Origin of the sequence: Microcoleus sp. T3_A4 (assembly GCF_036700465.1) — a bacterium.
Taxonomy (GTDB): Bacteria; Cyanobacteriota; Cyanobacteriia; order Cyanobacteriales; family Microcoleaceae; genus Microcoleus.
Genome location: NZ_JAUBOY010000051.1, coordinates 22,282 through 43,328 on the forward strand (window position 1 = coordinate 22,282; position 21,047 = coordinate 43,328).

A 21,047-nucleotide genomic window follows, 5' to 3' on the forward strand; every position below is an offset into this window, starting at 1 on the left:
GCCACCCTCAACAACATCGGCGGTGTCTACTCAGAATTGGGAGAAAAACAGAAAGCGCTAGAGTATTACAGCCAGTCGCTTCCCCTATTTCGGGCCGTGGGCGATCGCTCGGGGGAAGCTGCCACCCTCAACAACATCGGCGGTGTCTACTCAGAATTGGGAGAAAAACAGAAAGCGCTAGAGTATTACAGCCAGTCACTTCCCCTGAGTCGAGCCGTGGGCAATCGCTCTGGGGAAGCTCTCACCCTCAACAACATCGGCAATATCTACTCAGACTTGGGAGAAAAACAGAAAGCGCTAGAGTATTACAGTCAGTCGCTTCCCCTGAGTCGGGCAACCGGCAATCGCTATGGGGAAGCTACAACCCTTAACAACATCGGCTTCGTCTACTCAGAATTGGGAGAAAAACAGAAAGCGCTAGAGTATTACAGCCAGTCGCTTCCCCTGAGTCGGGCAACTGGCGATCGCGCTGGGGAAGCTACCATCTTTTCCAACATAGCTTATACAAAACGCGACCTAAACAATCTTCCCGAAGCCCTCAATGACATTGAATCCTCTCTCAAAATAATCGAAAACCTCCGCACTAAAATAGCCAGCCCTGAACTCCGCAGCTCATACTTTGCCACAGTCCAGAACTACTACGAATTCTACATCGATTTGTTAATGCAACTGCACAAAACTAATCCTAAATCCGGTTATGATACCAAAGCCTTAGAAGCCAGCGAACGTTCGAGGGCCCGTAGCCTCCTCGAACTCCTCTTTGAAAGTAACGCCAACATTCGCGAAGGCATTTCCCCCGATTTACTGCAACAAGAAAAGAGCTTGCAACAGCAACTCGATACCATTGAAAAGCAGCGCATCGAAGCAGTCAGCACCCCCAACCCCAATCAAACTAAAATCGCTGAGATCGACAAACAGCGCCTCGCACTTTTGGAACAATATCAGCAACTTCAAACCAAGATTCGTACCGCCAGCCCCCGCTACGCAGCCCTTACCCAACCCCAACCTTTAACACTGCCAGAAATTCAGAAACAGATTCTCGATGAAAACACGATTTTATTGCAGTATTCCCTCGGCACAAACCGAAGTTATTTGTGGGTGGTGACATCAACAAGAGTAACCAGCTCTGAATTACCAAAACGCGCCGATATAGAAACAGCAGCTAAGGAATTCCTAGAGACAATAACTAGCCCAATCCAGAGAGATATTCCCCAACAAGTTGCCCAAGCAAGTGCCAATCTCGGTCAAGTGATTTTACAACCTGTCGCAGCCCAATTAGGCAATAAACGCTTATTAATTGTTCCCGACGGCGTGCTGCACTATACCCCTTTTCAAGCTTTAACTCTTGCCCAAACTGCTGGACAAAATACCAATGTTCCCTTAATTGTCGAACATGAAATTATTACCCTGCCTTCTGCCTCAAGTCTCGCTATTCTCAGGCAAAATTACGGAGATAGAAAACCACCGGGCCGAACTTTAGCAATTTTAGCAGATCCGGTTTTCAGTCCAGAGGATGAAAGAATTAAAGGAAAAATCACCCAAGCAACAACAGAAAAATTAGAAGCAAATAACCTCGGTTTAAATCGCTCGCTTCGTGCTTCTAATCGGCAGTGGCCACCCGAACGCCTACCATTTACTCGCCAAGAAGCCCAAACAATATCTAGCTTATTCCCCTCAGCTTCTACCCGTCAAATACTTGATTTTGATGCCAGTCGCACTACTGCTACCGATGGAAATTTAGTCAATTATCAAATCATTCACTTCGCCACCCACGGCCTTGCCAACAGCAAAAATCCTGAGCTGTCAGGAATTGTGATGTCTATCGTAGATGACAAGGGCAATCTTGTCAATGGTTTCTTGCGCCTCACGGATATTTTTAACTTGAAACTAGCGGCAAATTTAGTGGTTTTAAGTGCTTGCCAATCGGGAATGGGACAGAATGTTAAAGGCGAAGGAATGGTGGGATTGACTAGGGGTTTTATGTATGCGGGGGCGCAGCGGGTGGCGGTGAGTTTGTGGAGTGTGGATGATGAAGGAACTGCTGTGTTAATGCAAAAGTTTTATCAAAAAATGCTGCAACAAAAGTTAGCACCGGCGGCAGCTTTGAGGGCGGCGCAGATGGAAATGATGCAGGAGGAAAAATGGAAATCTCCCTATTATTGGGCTGCTTTTACCTTGCAAGGGGAGTGGAAATGATATACAGCACTTTTGCTGGTAAGTAAGTACATAGCCCTTCTAGGGACACGGCAATGCCCATTGGTGTCAACTTAACCTTAAATCGGTAGTCAGACAGTCCGATAGTCCGATAGTCAGACAGTCCGACAGTCCGACAGTCCGACAGTCCGACAGTCCGACAGTCCGACAGTCCGACAGGGAATGAATTCCCTGCCTAATAGCTAAAGTCCTCTGAAGAGGACTAATAGACCTCTTGCAAAAATCCTTTTCATCAATTGATGGGACGGGCAAGATGCCCATCCCACAAGAGTTATTTTTTTTGTGGGATGGGCATCTTGCCCGTCCTAATTATTTTTGCAAGGAGACTAATGAGTTTAAAAATTAGGCGTTGCTGGGCGTTGCTGAATACAGGTAGGAATTCAGATTTCCCAATTGCTATAAAACAAGTATGGTCAGTTTTGTAACATCAAGCGAAAAGTTGATTCCTACCATGAATCAGCAACGTCAAAAATTCATTTTCTCAGTCCTCTTCAGAGGACTTTAGCTATTAGACAGGGGTTTCAACCCCTGGCGGACTAACGGGTGGGCGGGCTGACAGCTTAAGTTGACACCAATGGCCGAAGAGCCCGGAACGGGCAAGATGCCCGTTCCACAAAAGAATGAGTTTTCTTGTGGGGTGGGCATCTTGCCCGCCCAGAAAAGGGTTTATCGCCCGTTAGCTAAAGCCTCCCGCAATTTGCGGCCCCGCGATTTATCCCGAAGTTCGGGAGTCGCCATCCGCAACACAAAATCCAGCAACCAAGGCGCAATTCGGTGACACCAAACTGCTAGATGACTTTGCCATCCTACCAAGATTTCCGGCGCATCTTTCTGCAATCCCGCGACAAGTGCTAGGGCAACTTTTTCGGGAGTTGTGGGCACTACCCACCGGAATTGCTCTAAGTCTCGCACCATGTCGGTATCTGTTAGGGATGGCAGCAAAGCTGTGACTCGAACATTGTACTGAGTTAACTCGCTACGCAAAGCTTGGGTGAATCCCAAAATGGCAAATTTGGTAGCAGAATAAGTCGCCATTGTGGGAGCGGCAATTTTGCCCATTAAGCTCGAAACATTGACGATTGTTCCCTCTTTTTGAGTCGCCATTCGCCGAGCTATCAAGCGGGTAATTGTATAGGTCCCGAGCAAATTTAAGGCGATTTCTTCCTCGATTAATGGCAGCGGAGAACGCAAGAATGATGCTTGGTGGGCGACGCCTGCACAGTTGACTAGCAGGTGAATCGGGCCGCAATCTCGCCAAGCTTGGGCGATCGCAATATTCACCGCAACTGACTGAGTTAAATCCAAAGCTAACGGCACTACTTCTGTGCCCAAAACATCGATTTCCTCTGCCAGTTCAATTAATTGCTTGCGGTTGCGCGCCACAATCAACAAGCGTTTGACTCCTTGTCTCGCTAATTCCAGGGCGATCGATCGCCCAATTCCGCGCGAAGCTCCTGTAACAAGAGCTGTTTTTCCTTGAAGTTGCATAGATTAAACCTTTTGGTAGATGCTCACCGCGACACGGAGTTATGAGTTGTGAGTTGTGAATTATTAGTTATGAGTTGGATTTTTTGGCGGTAACAACTCATAATTCATAATTTTGGGAAAGGCTATCTTGTTTCGATAGACCTCATTTACTTGTGGGGTTAACTCAAAACTAAAAACTTTTGAATCGCTAACGTGCGCGTGAGCTGAACTAAACTTTTGGTTTGCCAGAAATCAGTTAATTATCTGGTCTTGTAACCTCATGCCAGCAGACAAAGCTGAGATGGGCAAACCTAGTCATAAATCATGGCCAAGCGGGCTTTATTACCGCTTTTTCTTCAGTTCGCGGAGGCGGACTTTGCCTGTGTAGCCGCGAATTTATTCTCCGGGGTATTCACCGCGAATTGGTCATTGAGCGGGGTTGGAGAACCCCTCTTTCTTCACTCCGTGGAGGCGGATTTTGCCTGGGTAGCTGCGAATAAATTGGCCGGGAATATTCGCCGGGATTGGTTATTCGCCAGGGCTTAATTACCCCTCTTTTTTTTGTCCGCAGAGGCAGACGATATCCTGTGCAGCGGCGACTTACAATCGCCGGGGATTCGTGCGAATTGGCACAGGATAATTGAGCAATGCAGATTATCAATTCCACACCTCCTAGATATGAGAATTTCCTATCTACACACACCTTAACAACTTGACAGAGAAGCGGCAACAATTTTTAATAAATCTTCCGCAACACTTCTTTACAATTTTCTCAGACTGCCGATTTCCAAGTGCCGTGAAAGCCCAAAGGTATGACACCGGGCAATTCTAGCTTGCAAACAGGGGAATCAGAAAGTCCGTCGCTGTCAAATATCCAGACTTCGCTGCTATCAGAATTGCCGTCGTAAACAACTGTCAAAATCCAACCTTTCTCCGAGGAAATATCTGGAACGTAGATGGGCTCTGCGGGATAGCGATTTTCGCCCAAGTCGGCAATTGTGAGATTGCGGCTTTGCGTGTCCAAACGGGCGATCGCACCGTAACGTTCGGCTACAATATCAACGTCAGGCCGATACATTGCCAGATAAATATATCGTGCGTCTTGCCCTATTTCGGCAGCAGGTACGATCGGAAACTCACAAGGTTTATCCAACAATTCTTCGGCTGCTGTCACTTTCCCCGTCTGAGGATTGAGATGCACCCGCCACAGAGTCCCCTCCGCATCGGTGCGAGTTTCACCAGTCGGTACTTCTTTCAGTCGCTGATTAGTTTGAAAGTCAGCGAAGCGCACAAAATCAACCGCTACCGAACCATCTTCCTTCACAAAACCGTTAGCAAAATGCCACTGAAACCAAGGTTCGGTTTCGCCGCGACTAACTAAAGAGAGAGTTTCAGAGTCAAAAACTAATATCTGAGTACCTAACTCCGGTTTCCACTTAAAGGACTCGCTATAACTGCTAATTCCCGTTAACAATGGCAAAAAATTGACTTGCACCGGCGGGATAAAAAATATCAGATACTTTCCCGCAAAAACAAAATCGTGGAGCGCGTAAATTCCATCTAAAGCAACTGTTGATTGTTGCACGACTTTGCCAGTAAAATCGCTTTTATACAGATTCAACTTTGTAGTCGCACCGTTGGTAATTCCAAAGTTGAAAATATTGCGGGTAATCGGGTCGCGCTTGCAGTGAGCAGAATAAACAAATTTACTATCTAAACTGCCTAAATCGTCCGTTCCCTGAGTTTCCAGGGTTTGCAAATCGAGGCGGTGAGGCGGGCCACCTTCCCACAATGCCAAAAGGCGATCGGGCAAAGCTAAAACAGAAGTATTGGCAGCATTTTTAACAGTTTTATTCCACCGCAACCACACAGGACCCGGTGCTGTCATGCCATAATTACTGTAGAGAAATTTATCAGCTTTTTCTTCAGCTAGATATCCCGCTGTTTGCACGTAGCGATAAACAGCCGTAGCACCGACATCGGTAAAATGTACTGCCAAAATTGCACCGTCGCCATCAAACCAGTGTCCCGCAGCAACACCGCCACGTTCCAAACGTCCGGGCCCGTTGCGGTAGAGAGTGCCGCGCAATCCTGCGGGAATTTTACCGCTTTTAACGGATAACTGAGTCAGCGGAAATTCCGCAGCCGGACGGGCTAAAGCTTGAGCCCAGGATTTTTTAGGTGAGATTTTAGTGTCTGTTTTCATTTGAAACTGGCAATTTTCAACTGATATTGCAGAAATTTTCCTTTACAATTATAGCAAAAATCATCTATAACAGTGCTCGCGTGATCCATTCATCAAGGAATGAACAATTTCTCAATCCCCCAATCTAAAATCTAAAATCTAAAATCTAAAATCTCAACCTGTACCTCACTTAATCGAACAAGGGTATAACACCTATGACTCTCCGCCGCCGTGCTCTGCTGACAACTTTTGGGCTGACTGCTATTGGTACTCAGCTTGTGCCGTTAGCGAAGCCCTCGAAGAGGATCACCCAAACCAACCTATCTCCCAAAAGTGCGATCGTGAAGCCGCGCCGCCTGCAAGTTGGCGATACAGTAGCTTTAATCAATCCTGCCGCTTTCAACTACAAAAAAGAAATCGAGGATTTTTTTAAAGTTATGGAAAAGCTGGGTTTAAAAGTTAAATTGGGAGAGCATTTTTACGATCGCTACGGCTATTTAGCCGGCAAGGATGCCGATCGCGCCGCCGATGTCAACGCAGCCTTTGCCGATGACTCAGTGCGAGCTATTTTTACCGGGATGGGCGGCTGGGGCTGTGGTCGGATCTTGCCGCTCCTAGATTACAATATTATCGGCAACAACCCCAAAATTATTATGGGATTTAGCGATATTACGGCGCTGTTATTGGCGATTTATGCTAAAACTAATAGAGTTACTTTTCACGGCCCTTTAGGTGCGTCAACGTGGAGTCCCTTTACAGTGGATTACGTCAAAAAAGTTTTGTTTGACGGAGGTGCTGTGACTATGCAAAACTCCAAAAGCGTGCAAGTTCAAACAATCGGGCGCGGCACAGCTAGGGGCAAACTAATCGGCGGCAATTTATCAGTAATAGCAGCCATGGTGGGTTCTACATATTTACCGCAGTGGGAAAACAGTATTTTGTTTGTCGAGGAAGTTGGCGAAGAAGTTTATCGCATCGATAGAATGTTGACGCAGCTCAAATTAGCGGGCATTCTCGATAAAATATCCGGTTTTATTTTCGGACAGTGTACCAAGTGCGAAGCTGAAAAACCCCAAGAGTCCCTAACCTTGCCTCAAGTCTTGTCCGACCACATTCGCCCTTTAAATATTCCCGCGTGGTACGGTTCAATGGTGGGACACATCCGGGAACAGTTCACTTTGCCGATCGGTCTAGAAGTCGAAATCGACGCTGACTCTGGTACAATCATATTATTAGAATCCGCTGTCAGCTAAATCTTAAACTCTTCTGGATATTACCGAGGCAGAGCCTCTGGATCTGCGTTCCCCGGCAGAGCCAGGGAACGAGAAATAAATTAAACACAAAATCTGAAATATCGTGAAAAAAACCGCACAATTAATTAAACCCTTAACAGTAATAATTTTGACAATTCTTTGCCTGTTGCCGCTCAATGCCTGTGCAGCAGCAAGTAAAACCGCAAATGGCGACCCAATTTACCAGCAGCGAACAGTCCACAATCCCGACGGAATCGGCAAATTTTACATGGGTCGAGAAATTGCCCAAGTCATGGGATATCAAGGCGCTAGTTGGCTAGAAAGACCGTCTCGCGGCATGGAGGAAAAATCAGCTCGATTAGTCAACAATCTCGATTTAAAACCAACCGATATTGTAGCAGACATTGGAGCGGGAACGGGATATTTCAGCTTTCGCATCGCTGCCTTAGTTCCACAAGGAAAAGTTTTAGCAGTTGACGTGCAGCCGGAAATGATTAATTTTCTGGAATTGAATAAACAAGAAAAAAAAATCGCTAACGTTGAGCCAGTTTTGGGAAATATCGATAATCCGAATTTGCCCGAAAACAGTGTAGATTTAGTGGTGATGGTCGATGCTTATCACGAATTTGCATATCCCAGAGAAATGATGCAAGGAATTGTGAAAGCACTCAAACCGGGAGGCCGCACGGTATCGATCGAGTATCGTGGCGAAAACCCGCTGATTCCCATTAAAGGTTTGCACAAAATGACGCAGAAGCAGGTGAAAAAAGAAATGGCCGCCGTAGGTTTAGTATGGAAAGAGACAAAAGATATCTTGCCCCAGCAGCATTTGATGGTGTTTGAGAAAAAATCTCAAATTTAGCAGGCAAACAGAGCGATTATTTACCATTTTTACTCATTTTTGTCAAGGTACAAAAGACGTATTTTTGAGGCGCGCAGGCGATCGGTCAAAAATTCTAAGCCTTAAGTAACCCTTAAGAGAGACATTTTACTAAAAATACCATTTACAATTAAAAATTGATAACCCAGAGGCGCTTCCTTCATTTTTCAAGCGAAGAAGTGTCGCTATTAAGAAGTACCAGCGTGAACATTCCAAGTTCCATCCTCACCATGCTCGCCGGCATCGGAGTGACTCTGATCAGTCTCTGGTACGGGCAGAATCACGGTTTGATGCCGCTCGCCGCCTCTGACGAAGCATCCGACATAGACGCACTTTTCAATACAATGATGACCATTTCCACTGGACTATTTATCATGGTCCAGGGAATTCTCATCGTTGCTGCAATTAAATATCGCCGCCGTCAAGGAGACAATACAGACGGGCCGCCTTGGCATGACAACTTTCCCTTAGAAATTCTTTGGACAGCCGTGCCTGCGGTGATTATTTTAGGAATCGGAGTCTACAGTTTTGAGATTTACAACTCAATGGGAGGCCTCGATCCGATGGGCAATCACGACCACGGCACCATGCAAGCGCACTCTAAAATGCGGGGAAGTGCGATCGCAGCCACACTCTCAGATACACCCCAAAACGCCCCTCAAATTCCGTCTCAAAAACTTGTTGCTTTAGGCGTAGGCGCTTCTCCAGAAAATGAAGACAAACCAGCAGACTTAGTTGTAAATGTCACAGGTTTGCAGTACGCCTGGATTTTTAGCTATCCAGAAAGCGGCGTTAGTTCTGGCGAACTGCATATGCCAGTCAACCGCGACGTACAGCTAAATATCTCAGCTCAAGACGTGCTGCACGCATTTTGGCTGCCGGAATTTCGCCTCAAACAAGATGCAATTCCCGGGCGGCCAAGCGAACTGAGATTTACACCAACTAAAACCGGCGAATACCGGGTTGTTTGTGCTGAATTGTGCGGCGCTTATCACGGAGCGATGAAAGCTGTAGCCGTCGTTCACACGCCCGAAGAATTCGACGGTTGGCTGCAAAGCCAGCAAGTTGCTAGCAGTCAAAACTTAGAGCAAGCAGTTGCAATCAATCCTGGGGAATTGTCAGACGGAGAATTTTTGGCTCCCTACGTCAGGGAAATAAAAATTAATTCCGAAGCCCTAGAACAACTTCACCCAACTCATCACTAAAAATAGTCATTAGTTCTGGCCACTGGGTATTTTATCCTGAGCTAATAACTAATGACTAATAACTAATGACTAATAACTATGACACAAGCACAGTTCCAAGAAAGTGCAAACACTGAGGCTCGCGGAACAGCGCCCGCCGATAGACATTGGCGCGACTACTTCACTTTTAATACCGACCACAAAGTCATCGGTATTCAATACCTGGTAACAACATTTATTTTCTATCTAATCGGCGGCGTGATGGCAACCTTGGTGCGAACAGAACTCGCCACCCCCGACGCCGATTTTGTCACCCCCGAACTCTACAACAGTTTATTTACTGTTCACGCCACGGTGATGATCTTCCTGTGGATCGTACCCGCCGGAGCCGGATTTGCTAACTTTTTGATCCCCTTAATGATCGGGGCAAAAGACATGGCATTTCCCCGGCTGAATGCCGTTGCCTTTTGGATGATTCCCGTAGGCGGCGTGTTGCTGTTGAGCAGTTTTTTGGTAGGTGCTCCACAGGCTGGTTGGACTTCCTATCCGCCTTTGAGCTTAGTTACTGCTCAAGCGGGGGAAGAAATTTGGATTCTCAGCGTTTTGATTCTGGGAACTTCTTCGATTTTGGGGGCGGTGAATTTTGCCATTACCATCTTTACCATGCGCGTTCCCAGCATGGGTCTCAATGATATGCCCTTGTTTTGCTGGGCGATGATTGCGACTTCAGCGCTGACTTTGATTGCTACTCCAGTCTTAGCCGCAGCTTTGATTTTGCTGTCGTTTGACTTGTTAGCCGGGACGGCATTTTTTAACCCAACCGGCAACGGCGATCCCATCGTCTACCAGCATTTATTCTGGTTTTATTCGCACCCGGCAGTTTACATTATGATTATGCCCTTTTTCGGGGTGATTTCAGAAGTTTTGCCGGTGCATTCGCGCAAGCCAATTTTTGGTTATTTGGCGATCGCATATTCCAGTCTCGCAATCAGCTTTTTGGGCTTGATCGTGTGGGCGCACCATATGTTTACCAGCGGCACTCCCGGCTGGCTGCGGATGTTTTTTATGATCACTACTATGATCATCGCCGTACCAACTGGGATTAAAATATTTAGCTGGTTGGCAACTATTTGGGGAGGAAAACTCCGGCTTGTCAGCGCCATGCTATTTGGGATGGGTTTTATCTCAACATTTGTACTCGGCGGCATCACCGGGATCATGGTGGCTTCCGTACCTTTCGACATTCACGTTCACGACACTTATTTTGTCGTCGCTCACCTACACTACGTGCTGTTTGGCGGCTCAGTGTTTGGCATTTACGCTGCTTTTTACCACTGGTTCCCCAAAATGACGGGGCGGATGATTAATGAATTTTGGGGTAGAGTTCACTTTGTTTTAACTTATGTTGGCTTTACTGTAACTTTCCTGCCGATGCACGCTTTGGGGATGCAAGGAATGCCCCGGCGGGTGGCAATGTACGACCCGAAATTTACCACAATTAATGTCATTTGTACTGTCGGTGCTTATATGCTGGCAGTGTCTACAATCCCGTTTATCATTAATGTGATTTGGAGCTGGAGGTACGGCCCGAAAGCAGGTGACAATCCTTGGCAAGCTTTGAGTTTGGAATGGATGACGACTTCACCGCCCCCCATCGAAAATTTTGAAGGAGTGCCGGTATTGGCAACGGGGCCTTACGATTACGGCATGGAAAAAATTCAGAATACAGGGGAACGTCTCAGGCTCAAGCTGAGGGAAAATGCCACCCGCAATACCCAGAAAACAGGTATTCCTATTGCGGAGGCTCAAGCTTCAACTTTCTTTGGCGGTACTGCAACTTTGGTCGCTCCTGAATCAGAGGTAAATGTTGATTCTCCGGCTGATGAAAGTCAAGATGGCGAGTAGTTATTAGTCATCAGTCATCAGTTATTAATGTCAACAAACACGTCTAACGTAGTACGGATCTGCTATCTGACGATTAAGCTCTCCATCCCCCCTAGCCCCCCTTAAGAAGGGGGGAACCGGACACACTCTTTCTTCCCCCTTCTTAAGGGGGATTGAGGGGGATCGAGACTCCGCTATAAACGAGAGATACAAAGATTTTCAGGTAATTGTTGGCACTAATGTCCTCTTCCCTCTTCCTTCTTCCCTCTTCCCTCTTCCTTCAAAATCCCATTACCCACTAGCAATTTATTATGCAAATTCCCGCGATCGATCCGACAAAAACAGCCCTAAATTACCACCACGAGGGCGAAGTAGAAGCACACGGTGTCGAGCATCCCGACCACCGAATGTTAGGTGTAATTGTGTTCCTGTGCGCTGAAGGCATGATATTCTTCGGTATGTTTGCCGCGTATTTGATTTATCGGGCGATGGCCCCCGTGTGGCCTCCTGAAGGTACGCCGGGACGAGAGTTATTGCTGCCGGGAATCAATACGGTAATTCTGATTGCTAGCAGTTTTGTGATTCACAATGCTGATACTGCAATCAAAAAGAATGATGCCACGGGAATGCGGAATTGGTTGCTCGTAACTATTGCTATGGGCGCAGTTTTCTTGGCCGGTCAGGTTTACGAATACACTCATTTAGAGTTTGGCTTGACGACGAATTTGTATGCCAGTTGCTTTTACGTTTTGACTGCTTTCCACGGCTTGCACGTTACGTTTGGAGTGCTGCTGATGGCGGGGGTGGTGTGGCGATCGCGCACGCAAGGTCACTATTCTAGCGAGCACCACTTCGGAATCGAAGCGACTGAGATTTACTGGCACTTTGTGGATGTGATTTGGATTGTTTTGTTTTTGTTACTGTATATTTTGTGAACTCAGAGGCTTTTGGGCCTCTGCCACAAGAGATTTGTATGACCCCCAATTGGGGGTTTTTTTATTATTTGGAGAGTGCGATCGCCTTTCATTCACCCTCTCACAGCCGATCGCGCTAAACTAAAAGTAGCAATTCTCCTATCCAGCAGCATTGAGAAAATTATGCAGTGCGAATTGTGCGATCGACAAATGGAAGCATTAACCGCCCATCACCTTATCCCCAAACAAAACACCAAGCGGAAAAACGAAGATCCAAGCCCCACAATAGACATTTGCTCCGCTTGTCACCGCCAGATTCACTCTCTATTTGACAACCAACACCTCGCCCAAGAGCTCAACACCGTGGAAAAGCTCAAAAATGACCCTGAACTCCAGAAATTTCTCTCTTGGATTAAGAAACAAAAAACCGACAAACGCATTCAAGTACGCGGCAAAAAAGCTTGATCGCAGGGTCAGAAATTAGGTATATACTCCTGGACGCAGTTACTGTCTGAAGCCCGGTTTCTTCATTAATTTTTCGTTTCCTAAGCCAAAATTTTACATAGAAACCCGGTTTGTTTGCGTAAATCCTAGTATAGTGATTTACTTATTGGTAACAAGCTGCCAACACTTATCATGAACCTCACCTCCCTCGAACTTGCCAAAGACCGAGCGCGCATCTACAAAAACTACCTCCAAATGGAAATAGATGCCAAAGCTAACATAAACAAACTAGCCTTTTTAGACCGCGGCATTGAAAAATCTCCTTACCAACAACACATTAAAAACTATCCAGATTATCTCAAACAGAAACCCGACGGCTTAAAAGTAATTAGCTCTATTCCCGGCCCCAATAATCCCCTCAAACTTACCCCCTTTCCCAGCCTAGGAGAACTACCTCAAATTAACTCTCAAGCTTTAAATTTTCTCCACGAAGACATCAAAGAAGCCTGCGTTTGCATTGGTACTTTTGTAGATGGCAAAATTCAGGCGCAGTGGCTGGGAAAAAACGCACTTACCAATGCTGAGCAGTGGAGTGCCACTAAAATTATCGCACTTCTTAATATCGTCAGTCAAATAAATAGCAAATATCCCGACTGCGACATAGACAACTGCGTTGTTAGAGATGGAAACGGGCTAAAACACGATTTTTACTTTTACGATGTAGCCAAAGACATGATTAACTATGCCTCCAATATCGGCAGTTCAAACTCCTTAGCTGCGATGTTCAAACGCTTCGATACTCGCATAGGACTAGAGCAATGGCTGAAGAGCGCTACTGGCAATAATGACCTAATTTTTCGCGGCGATTACGGCGAAAATCCTTATCTCACCAACCCAAAAATATTCGATCTCACCAAAAAACAAGTGCTTTTAAGTGCCGCAGTAAACAGCACCAAACAAAAAAATTCTGTATCTGCTTATGACTTAACCAGGCTGATTTCCATGTTAGGATGGCACTTCCATATCGAACAGCGATCGCGCATGAAAGCATCTCAATGGAACAGCCTAGAAAGCATTGTCAGAGCAATGGGACACGACAGCGCTCGATATGTGGACGTAGCAATTAAAACTTTGGGGATGGATAGCCTTATCACTTCTCCAGTAATTATCTCAAAATTGGGTTACGGACTGAGCTCGATCAGGGGAACCCTAGAAACAGTTTATGTGGCTTTAGTGCGGTTTGTTGACGAGCGGCCGAAAGCGGCGGGAAAGCCGGCAAAACTCAGAACTTTAGCGATGACTTTGCGGGCAGAAAAAGCTGTAGGCGGTTCCAGCAATGTCGATCGCTTGGCGATCGAACTCGACGCCAGATTTTGCGCCGAAGTCACCGAGATTCTCCGCCGGTTGTTTGCCGAAGAATTTTAACGGCGGGCGATCGACTAATGAGAAAGTCGGTGAAACTTGCGGTAAAGCATCTTCTCTACCGGCTTTCCTCCCCGCAAATGTTGCTCAGTTATTGCCGCAACTTCTTCAGGGCAAACGCCATTGTACCAAACCTCTTCTGGCAGCACCAACACCATCGGCCCGTTGCCGCACTGCCCCAAACAACTGCTAGCAACAACTTCAACTTCTGAGGGCGACAATTTCTGAAAAGCTGCCAGTACCTTTGCTGAATTTTGCTTGCGACAAGTGCGGTTTTGACAAACAAGAACTTGCCTAGAAGATTCTGTGATTTTCATGTTTTTTTACTTGACAATCTGCTACATATATGGTATTTTTTTATCATGGGAATAGGTGCGGCCATATATGCCCAGATTTGATATATGCCCAAATTTTAAGGTGCGCCGCAACGCACCCTACGATTAATCTGGTGACAAACCTTTGGAAGCCAACCATTGTCGATCGAACAAACGCGACTGATACCGAGCCCCGCCGTCGCAGAGTACCGTAACAATCGTATGTCCAGGCCCAATTTGCTTCGCCAAAGCCACAGCCGCCCCCACATTAATCCCCACAGAACCCCCCATAAACAGCCCTTCTTTCCTCAGCAGTTGGTAAATCACCCGAACAGCTTCAGTATCGTTAATTTGAATCGCGTCGTCTACCGGGGCATTCTCCATATTTGCAGTCACGCGGGTGGTGCCAATTCCCTCAGTAATCGAACTACCTTCAGTCTTAATTTCCCCAGTTTTGAAATAACTGTAAAGTCCGCTGCCCATCGGGTCTGCCAAGACAATTCTCACAGCAGGATTTTTTTCTTTCAAAAACATTCCTACGCCAGCAAAAGTGCCGCCGGTACCAGTAGCTGTTACCCAAGCATCAATTTTCCCGTTGGTTTGTTCCCAAATTTCCGGGCCAGTTGTCTCGTAATGAGCTCGGCGATTGGCTAAATTGTCAAACTGATTTGCCCAGACAGCATTCTCCATTTCTGCAGCCACTCTTCCCGACAATTTGACATAATTATTCGGGTCTTTATAAGGAACAGCGGGAACAGTCCGAACTTCAGCGCCCAAGGTTTTCAAAGCATCGATTTTTTCTTGAGATTGGTTATCGGGAATCACAATTAAACATTTGTAACCTTTAGCGTTGCAAATGTGCGCCAAACCGATGCCAGTATTGCCGGCAGTGCCTTCAACAACGGTGCCGCCCGGTTTTAGCAAGCCTTTTTCTTCGGCATCTTTGATGATGTATAAAGCAGCCCGGTCTTTTACAGAACCGCCGGGATTTAGAAACTCTGCTTTGCCGAGAATTTCGCAGCCTGTTTCATCGCTGAAGCTGTTTAAGCGAATTAGTGGTGTGTTGCCGATTGTGCCTACAAAGCCGTTTTTAATATCCATATTTTTGGCGTGTGTGTATCCTATGATTAATTTTTACAATAAGTTGATATTTATTGCTAGCAGTTCTACCAAATTTTGCTCATATTGAGTATGAATCCGGGCAAAACGGGGTCGCCGCTGACAGTCGCGGGATTCTCCAAACATTCCTCTGGCCAACCAGGACGGTAAATATAAACTCTGCGATTTTTGCGGTCAATTAACCAGCCTAACTGCACTCCGGGTTCTCTCATATATTCTTGCATTTTTTCTTGCAATGGTTTGAGATTGTCAGAAGCAGACCTCAGTTCTACTACAAAATCCGGGCAAATCGGGGCAAACTTTTGCTTTTGTTCTGGTGACAAAGCATTCCACCGTTCCAGTTTAATCCACGAGGCATCTGGAGACTTGTCACCCATTGCAAGCTTAAATCCTGTACTGGAGTCAAAACAGATACCAGATCCATCTTGCCCGGCCCAAATATACAACTCTCCAAAGACGCTACCGCTGCGATTTCCCGTCTCCGAACCAGTAGGGGGCATAATTAGCAATTCTCCGGATTTGTTGCGTTCAATTCGTAACTCACTATTGATTTGACAGAACTCGAAAAACTCGTCGTCTGTCATTTGCAATTTGGGCGGGATTCGCAACACAATTGTTGATGACAGCATTTTGCCTTTCCTCAAATCTAAAGCGTTTACACAAGATTGCACAATTTATTTGTTTGTAGTGAGGACTAAAATCCTCATTAGGATTAAGGATTAAAGTCCTGACTACAAACGATTTTTAGGCGCGAATTATAGAGGTAAGGTGCGCTAGACGCACCCTAAATATTTAGGTTGTGCGTCCAGGAATGTTAAACCTATTTATTCGGCTGAGGAGTCATCCGCAAATAAGGCTTAATCGGCGTATAACCTTTGGGAAATTTCTCTGCCAATTCTGCGGGGTCGGTAATCGAAGGTACGATTACGCAATCGTCGCCGTCTTTCCAATCAACTGGAGTCGCAACGCTGTATTTGTCCGTAAGTTGCAAGGAATCAATTACTCGCAAAATTTCATTAAAATTGCGACCCGTGCTCGCCGGATAAGTAATGCTCAAACGCAATTTCTTTTCCGGATCAATCACAAAAACTGTGCGGATTGTTAAGTTGTTCAGCGAGTTGGGATGGATCATGTCGTAAATGTCGGAGACTTTACGATCGCCATCTGCTAAAATCGGATAATTGAGGGTGACATTTTGAGTTTCCTCAATATCTTTAATCCAGCCCATGTGAGAATCCACATCATCGACGCTGAGGGCAATGGTTTTGACGCCGCGCTTTTCAAATTCAGACTTTAGACGGGCCACTGCACCGAGTTCTGTGGTGCAAACTGGAGTATAGTCTTTCGGGTGAGAAAACAACACGACCCAGCTATCCCCAGCCCAGTCGTAGAAATTGATTTCGCCTTCAGACGAAGCTTGGGTAAAGTTGGGAACTGTATCGCCTAATCGCAGAGTCATAACTGATTTCCTCTAATTTTATTTAAGGACTGTTCCTTATCATGCCATAATTGCCCGGTTTCTCGATCGAGCTGTAAAGGATTCTAAACTTTTTGGTCGATCGATCGGCAATTCCACTACTGTAATGTATGTGTGGCTTATACCGCTAAATTTTCTTGCTATGGTTTACTTTCTGCTGAAGGCAATACAGCCTATTTTAGTCCCGCTGTGTTTTGTCTCCGCCTGGGGCTTAGTTTTTTTGCTTTTTTTGAGTGTCGGGCGTACTGTCGCCGACTCCCTGCGTCGAGCTCAGCGGATGCACCAAATCCCTTGTGCTAACTGCGTATTTTTCACCGGCGACTACCACCTCAAGTGTCCCGTTCAGCCTACAATAGCTTTATCTGAAGATGCGATCGACTGTCCTGATTATCGATCGCATTCAGGAACTTACGGTTAAAAAATCCGGCCACCGCTTTACATATTTCTTAACATCTCTGGCTCTTTCAATTAAACTTAAGTTGTGGTAAAGAGATTTTCCGGAGTGTCGAAAGAATGCTAATTCAAAAGCTAAATGACTGCGACGAGTTTATTGCTGGCGACGGTACTCAACTGCGAGAATTGCTGCATCCAGACAAACAAGCTGTGGATTTGCGTTACAGTTTAGCCCATGCCACTTTGCCAGCGGGACAAACTTCTGCGCTACACTCCCTGACAACTTCTGAAGTTTACTACATCCTCAGTGGCGTTGGGGAAATGCACATCAACGACGAAAATCAATTCGTGGAAGCCGGAGATGCAGTTTACATTCCCCCAAACGCCAAGCAGTTTATTTACAACTGTGGTATGGAGCCACTAATATTTATTTGTATTGTCGATCCCGCGTGGAGAAAGGAAGACGAGACAATCCTGTAATTTTCTAGTTTTTATCCTTTTATGCTCGTTACCCGGCTCTGCCCGGTAACGCATATCTAGAGGCTCTGCCTCTACTGACAAAAACATCACAACCCGAAAATCTCTTTTAACAACAACAGCACCCCGCCATATGTACCGAGTGATTTCCTCTTTTTTCAACTTCGATGTGGAGTTGCAATAATCCTCGGATTCAGTTGCATTGCTCCCCTCTAATTAGTTGAGGAAGTGTCAGCTTTGTTGGTGGGTGCTGCTATTGGTTTTTAATGAGACAGATGTGAGATTAAACAGCGTTTTTACTCCTTAGATTCTATTGTGAACTTCGCTGTGGTATCTAGAGGTTGTATCTGTCAGAGAAGCTTTTTGTTCGCTTCATATTATTAATTTAGCACCTTCTTCTAGAAGCGCAAGTACCTGCAACTAAACTTTACATTTTTAGAAGTAACTGCGGATAATTATGAAGTTAAATTAAGTATTGAGCTTTCTAGCTGCTCAGCTAAAATAGTAGAGTGCGGTTGTGCTTGCTGCTGCGAGAAACGGCATAATATTTGTATGAAAACAACCAAACTCATCAAACTGTGCGCCTTATCGATGGGCATCTTCCTGCTGTGCAGCAGTGTAGTGACAGCGCAAACGACGGCGAACCCTCAACCTGGGCAAACTTACACTAACCAAGAGATTCTGCAACAGTTGGTAAAGGCAAAAGTCGTGTATCTGGGAGAAACCCACGATAGCGCGGAAGACCACCAAGCTCAACTAAAGATTATCCGAGAAATGCAGCGGCAAAATCGGAAAATTGCGATCGCGATGGAAATGTTTCAGCGTCCCTTCCAAAGTGTGATCGACAACTACTTAGCAGGTAAACTGACTGAACAGCAATTAGTCGAGCAAACAGAGTACGATCGCAGATGGCGCTTTCCCTGGGAATCTTACGCCCCCATTTTGCGGTTTGCCAAAGAAAATCAACTACCTGTCCTCGCCTTAAATACACCCTCCGAAGTAACGAGAAAAGTTGCCAGTCAAGGTTTAGAAAGCCTCACTGCCGAGGAAAAAAAGCACATTCCCCCAATATCAGAAATTCGCACCGACAACCCCGAATACCGGCAACTGCTGCTAGAAGTTTTCCAGCAACACCAAAAGGCAGGACAGGGAAATAGTACGGCTTTTGAAAGATTTTTGCAAGCCCAAGTTTTGTGGGACGAAACTATGGCAGAAAAAATCGCTGAATTTGTCAAAGCAAACCCCGACTATCAAGTTGTGGTGTTGGCGGGTAAAGGACACATTATTTACGGTTACGGCATTCCCAGTCGCGTCGAGAGGCGTTTGGGAGTCGGGAATGTAAAAGTGCGATCGGTTTTACTCAACTCCAATGACAATCCTGTTTTGTCGGCAGATAGACCCATTGCTGACTTTGTTTGGAATCACTCGGAATAGTACAATTATACGCGGAAGCAATAATCAGGAAAAAATCAATGACAAACAGACCAAAAATACTTGCATTTGCCGGAAGTACCCGCGAAGCATCCTATAACAAACTGCTGGTAAAAGTTGCGGCGGCTGGGGCTACGGCGGCGGGTGCAGAAGTTACTTATGTAGATTTGCGCGATTTGCCGATGCCGCTATTTGACGAAGATTTGGAAGCCAAAGAGGGAATGCCAGAAAATGCCCGCAAATTTAAGGAATTGATGGTAGCGCATGACGGGTTTTTGATAGCTTCCCCTGAGTATAACAGTTCAATTACGCCTGTGTTGAAAAATGCGATCGATTGGGTATCGCGCCCAGCACCGGGTGAACCGGGATTGGTGGCATTTACTGGCAAAGTAGCGGTAATTATGAGTGCTTCCCCAGGGGGAATTGGCGGTTTGCGGGGATTAGTGCATTTGCGATCGATCCTGGGGAATATTAACGTATTGGTGCTCCCGGATCAGAAAGCAATTCCCCAAGCTTTTGAAGCATTTAATGCTGACGGTACGATGAAAGATCCCAAACAGCAGGACGCTGTTGAGAATCTCGGTGCTAAGTTGTCTAATGTGCTGTCGAAATTAATCGCCTGAAGCAATAAATTCATTTTGCAGTAGGGACACAGCAATGTTGTGTCCCTAATCCTAGTATCTGTTATTTGGCTGGCTGCATCAAGTGCGATCGCCAACCGCAGACTTTTCCGAGTTTCTTCCCAGGTTTATTCTTGGATATTCCCACAGGCTAACTCTTCGACATAGCCAATATACCACTCATCTACTTTTTCCCACACCGCAGTAAATCTATTTACCCTTGTGCCTCTACTTGAAAAGGGGTATAATTTTATTTCATAGAGATAATAGCTCGTGAAAACATTACCACAAATTGTACCACCACCGCATCACCCGATCGACGTAAAATAAAACCACCCGATCGCAGATTGGCAGAAATAGACAACAGTAGACATACTTAAACCATCGGTCATCGGTCGGTATATTTCTTCCAAACAGCAGGGCAGGCGTGGGAGACTCCTCCGTCACGCCTGCCCTGCAGTTTTATTTAATAATTGCTCGATTTCCTACGGGATTGCTTCACTCGCGCGTAAATTACCCCATTTTTTTCTTCTTCCAAGCCTCCACAAACGGCAAAAACACGGACACCAACTCCTGCCGATTCATCACCAAAGTCGGATAAGAAATCCTGCCGTAATTCTTCCCCACTTCCAGCGGAAAAATAGCCGGGGCTTCCAGCGGCAACCAAACCGCACCAGCAGCCTTCACAATTACCCAACTCCCCGCAATATCCCAAATTTTCGGAGTCGCTTCCACCCCTCCCATAGCCACACCCGAAGCCACAGTCAAAAAATTGTAACTAGCCATGCCCAACATCCGAACTTTACTCGGAAGATGAGGCCCGATTCCCACACTCCGCGAACACAAATTAAAAAAATGATTGCCGCTCATTTTATCAGCAGTCGGCCGAATTTGCTGCCCGTTTAAAAAAGCACCTTGAGGCATATTGTCAAACACGCCGCCCGTAAAATCAGGTGCATAAAAACCGTGAAAAGACTGATTAATTGGCGGCAAATGCACGCAGCCAAAAACCGGGGTTCCGCGATACAACAAACCCAAAGAAATACCCCAAATCGGAATTCCCCTAGCAAAATTAGTGGTAGCATCCAAAGGATCTACAACCCAGCACCATTCAGTATCGGGGAAAACGTGTTCGCCCTCCTCACTTAAAATCCCGTGACTCGGAAAAGCAGATGCGATCGCACTTCTAATTTCTGCATCCGCCCAATTATCGGATTTCGTCACCAAACTCCCGTCATCCTTTTCATCCGCTTGCGCGGAACCGAAATCTTGCAACAACTGCTGTCCGACTCTCTCGACAGTAACCCGTGCAAAACTTAAAATAGAATCCCAAAAATTAGTCATTAGTTATTCGTTCTTAGTTATTGGT

The 21,047-nt window shown here is 46.0% G+C and carries 20 protein-coding genes; 12 read left to right on the plus strand and 8 right to left on the minus strand.

The features are described from left to right. Positions 1–2,196: CHAT domain-containing tetratricopeptide repeat protein (locus QUA07_RS24280; protein ID WP_333330202.1), on the plus strand; the 2,196-nt coding region annotated here is incomplete at its 5' end. A 684-nt stretch (positions 2,197–2,880) separates the two neighbouring features. Here QUA07_RS24280 and QUA07_RS24285 read toward each other — a convergent pair. Both QUA07_RS24285 and QUA07_RS24290 read right to left on the minus strand, forming a co-directional pair. Further along, a complete protein-coding gene (locus QUA07_RS24285; RefSeq protein WP_333330204.1) occupies positions 2,881–3,702 on the minus strand; it encodes an SDR family NAD(P)-dependent oxidoreductase in 822 nt (273 codons plus the stop codon). A gap of 751 nt (positions 3,703–4,453) precedes the next feature. Further along, positions 4,454–5,887 (minus strand): carotenoid oxygenase family protein, encoded by a 1,434-nt coding sequence (locus QUA07_RS24290; RefSeq protein WP_333330206.1) that lies wholly within the window; start codon positions 5,885–5,887, stop codon positions 4,454–4,456. A 194-nt stretch (positions 5,888–6,081) separates the two neighbouring features. Between QUA07_RS24290 and QUA07_RS24295 the strand changes: the two genes are divergently transcribed. The 7 genes from QUA07_RS24295 (at position 6,082) to QUA07_RS24325 (ending at position 13,850) form a co-directional block, all read left to right on the plus strand. Continuing rightward, complete coding sequence (locus tag QUA07_RS24295; protein WP_333330209.1) at positions 6,082–7,119, plus strand: LD-carboxypeptidase; 1,038 nt, start codon at positions 6,082–6,084, stop codon at positions 7,117–7,119. A gap of 103 nt (positions 7,120–7,222) precedes the next feature. Then, positions 7,223–7,981: a class I SAM-dependent methyltransferase gene (locus QUA07_RS24300; RefSeq protein ID WP_333330211.1), complete on the plus strand. Its 759-nt coding sequence runs from the start codon at positions 7,223–7,225 to the stop codon at positions 7,979–7,981. 221 nt (positions 7,982–8,202) lie between these two features. After that, positions 8,203–9,204 (plus strand): cytochrome c oxidase subunit II, encoded by a 1,002-nt coding sequence (locus QUA07_RS24305; RefSeq protein WP_333330216.1) that lies wholly within the window; start codon positions 8,203–8,205, stop codon positions 9,202–9,204. Positions 9,205–9,282: 78 nt separating this feature from the next. Then, positions 9,283–11,088 (plus strand): cytochrome c oxidase subunit I, encoded by a 1,806-nt coding sequence (ctaD, locus tag QUA07_RS24310; RefSeq protein WP_333330219.1) that lies wholly within the window; start codon positions 9,283–9,285, stop codon positions 11,086–11,088. Positions 11,089–11,378: 290 nt separating this feature from the next. Further along, positions 11,379–12,002, plus strand: a complete 624-nt coding sequence (locus tag QUA07_RS24315; protein WP_333151381.1) for a heme-copper oxidase subunit III — start codon at positions 11,379–11,381, stop codon at positions 12,000–12,002. Positions 12,003–12,077: 75 nt separating this feature from the next. Further along, positions 12,078–12,446 (plus strand): HNH endonuclease, encoded by a 369-nt coding sequence (locus tag QUA07_RS24320; RefSeq protein ID WP_333330222.1) that lies wholly within the window; start codon positions 12,078–12,080, stop codon positions 12,444–12,446. 171 nt (positions 12,447–12,617) lie between these two features. Then, positions 12,618–13,850, plus strand: coding sequence for a hypothetical protein (locus QUA07_RS24325; protein ID WP_333330226.1), 1,233 nt, complete (start codon positions 12,618–12,620; stop codon positions 13,848–13,850). Between the two features lie 14 nt (positions 13,851–13,864). On the opposite strand, the gene QUA07_RS24330 is transcribed toward QUA07_RS24325, so the two are convergent. From QUA07_RS24330 to QUA07_RS24345, 4 genes are all read right to left on the minus strand, one after another. Further along, the gene (locus QUA07_RS24330) at positions 13,865–14,164 is read right to left on the minus strand and encodes a (2Fe-2S) ferredoxin domain-containing protein (protein WP_333330230.1); all 300 of its coding nucleotides are present in this window, start codon (positions 14,162–14,164) and stop codon (positions 13,865–13,867) included. Positions 14,165–14,287: 123 nt separating this feature from the next. Next, positions 14,288–15,262 carry a cysteine synthase A gene (locus QUA07_RS24335; RefSeq protein ID WP_333330233.1) on the minus strand — a complete coding sequence of 325 codons (975 nt, stop codon included), beginning with the start codon at positions 15,260–15,262 and terminating at the stop codon, positions 14,288–14,290. A 65-nt stretch (positions 15,263–15,327) separates the two neighbouring features. After that, positions 15,328–15,909 (minus strand): Uma2 family endonuclease, encoded by a 582-nt coding sequence (locus QUA07_RS24340; RefSeq protein WP_333330236.1) that lies wholly within the window; start codon positions 15,907–15,909, stop codon positions 15,328–15,330. A gap of 191 nt (positions 15,910–16,100) precedes the next feature. After that, complete coding sequence (locus QUA07_RS24345; protein ID WP_333033773.1) at positions 16,101–16,739, minus strand: peroxiredoxin; 639 nt, start codon at positions 16,737–16,739, stop codon at positions 16,101–16,103. Positions 16,740–16,899: 160 nt separating this feature from the next. Here QUA07_RS24345 and QUA07_RS24350 point away from each other — a divergent pair, with 160 nt between their 5' ends. The 4 genes from QUA07_RS24350 to QUA07_RS24365 all read left to right on the plus strand — a co-directional run bounded on the left by QUA07_RS24350 (position 16,900) and on the right by QUA07_RS24365 (position 19,681). Continuing rightward, on the plus strand, positions 16,900–17,175 hold the full coding sequence (locus QUA07_RS24350) for a hypothetical protein (protein WP_333330239.1): 276 nt from the start codon (positions 16,900–16,902) through the stop codon (positions 17,173–17,175). A 95-nt stretch (positions 17,176–17,270) separates the two neighbouring features. Continuing rightward, entirely contained in the window at positions 17,271–17,630 is a 360-nt protein-coding gene (locus QUA07_RS24355) for a cupin domain-containing protein (RefSeq protein ID WP_333330242.1), read from the plus strand. A 549-nt stretch (positions 17,631–18,179) separates the two neighbouring features. Beyond that, complete coding sequence (locus tag QUA07_RS24360) at positions 18,180–19,061, plus strand: ChaN family lipoprotein (RefSeq protein WP_333330245.1); 882 nt, start codon at positions 18,180–18,182, stop codon at positions 19,059–19,061. A 38-nt stretch (positions 19,062–19,099) separates the two neighbouring features. Continuing rightward, a complete protein-coding gene (locus QUA07_RS24365) occupies positions 19,100–19,681 on the plus strand; it encodes an NAD(P)H-dependent oxidoreductase (protein ID WP_333330248.1) in 582 nt (193 codons plus the stop codon). Between the two features lie 279 nt (positions 19,682–19,960). Here the strand turns inward: QUA07_RS24365 and QUA07_RS24370 are convergent, their stop codons facing one another. Then, a complete protein-coding gene (locus QUA07_RS24370; protein WP_333330251.1) occupies positions 19,961–20,125 on the minus strand; it encodes a hypothetical protein in 165 nt (54 codons plus the stop codon). A gap of 66 nt (positions 20,126–20,191) precedes the next feature. After that, positions 20,192–21,022, minus strand: a complete 831-nt coding sequence (locus QUA07_RS24375; RefSeq protein ID WP_333330254.1) for an inositol monophosphatase family protein — start codon at positions 21,020–21,022, stop codon at positions 20,192–20,194. Between the last annotated feature and the right edge of the window lie 25 nt (positions 21,023–21,047).

Bases quoted from the DNA above. Each gene is read 5' to 3' on its own strand.
- QUA07_RS24285 (WP_333330204.1), bottom strand. From the start codon at position 3,702: ATGCAACTTCAAGGAAAAACAGCTCTTGTTACAGGAGCTTCGCGCGGA.
- QUA07_RS24290 (WP_333330206.1), bottom strand. From the start codon at position 5,887: ATGAAAACAGACACTAAAATCTCACCTAAAAAATCCTGGGCTCAAGCT.
- QUA07_RS24295 (WP_333330209.1), top strand. From the start codon at position 6,082: ATGACTCTCCGCCGCCGTGCTCTGCTGACAACTTTTGGGCTGACTGCT.
- ctaD (WP_333330219.1), top strand. From the start codon at position 9,283: ATGACACAAGCACAGTTCCAAGAAAGTGCAAACACTGAGGCTCGCGGA.
- QUA07_RS24315 (WP_333151381.1), top strand. From the start codon at position 11,379: ATGCAAATTCCCGCGATCGATCCGACAAAAACAGCCCTAAATTACCAC.
- QUA07_RS24325 (WP_333330226.1), top strand. From the start codon at position 12,618: ATGAACCTCACCTCCCTCGAACTTGCCAAAGACCGAGCGCGCATCTAC.
- QUA07_RS24330 (WP_333330230.1), bottom strand. From the start codon at position 14,164: ATGAAAATCACAGAATCTTCTAGGCAAGTTCTTGTTTGTCAAAACCGC.
- QUA07_RS24335 (WP_333330233.1), bottom strand. From the start codon at position 15,262: ATGGATATTAAAAACGGCTTTGTAGGCACAATCGGCAACACACCACTA.
- QUA07_RS24340 (WP_333330236.1), bottom strand. From the start codon at position 15,909: ATGCTGTCATCAACAATTGTGTTGCGAATCCCGCCCAAATTGCAAATG.
- QUA07_RS24345 (WP_333033773.1), bottom strand. From the start codon at position 16,739: ATGACTCTGCGATTAGGCGATACAGTTCCCAACTTTACCCAAGCTTCG.
- QUA07_RS24350 (WP_333330239.1), top strand. From the start codon at position 16,900: ATGGTTTACTTTCTGCTGAAGGCAATACAGCCTATTTTAGTCCCGCTG.
- QUA07_RS24355 (WP_333330242.1), top strand. From the start codon at position 17,271: ATGCTAATTCAAAAGCTAAATGACTGCGACGAGTTTATTGCTGGCGAC.
- QUA07_RS24360 (WP_333330245.1), top strand. From the start codon at position 18,180: ATGAAAACAACCAAACTCATCAAACTGTGCGCCTTATCGATGGGCATC.
- QUA07_RS24365 (WP_333330248.1), top strand. From the start codon at position 19,100: ATGACAAACAGACCAAAAATACTTGCATTTGCCGGAAGTACCCGCGAA.
- QUA07_RS24375 (WP_333330254.1), bottom strand. From the start codon at position 21,022: ATGACTAATTTTTGGGATTCTATTTTAAGTTTTGCACGGGTTACTGTC.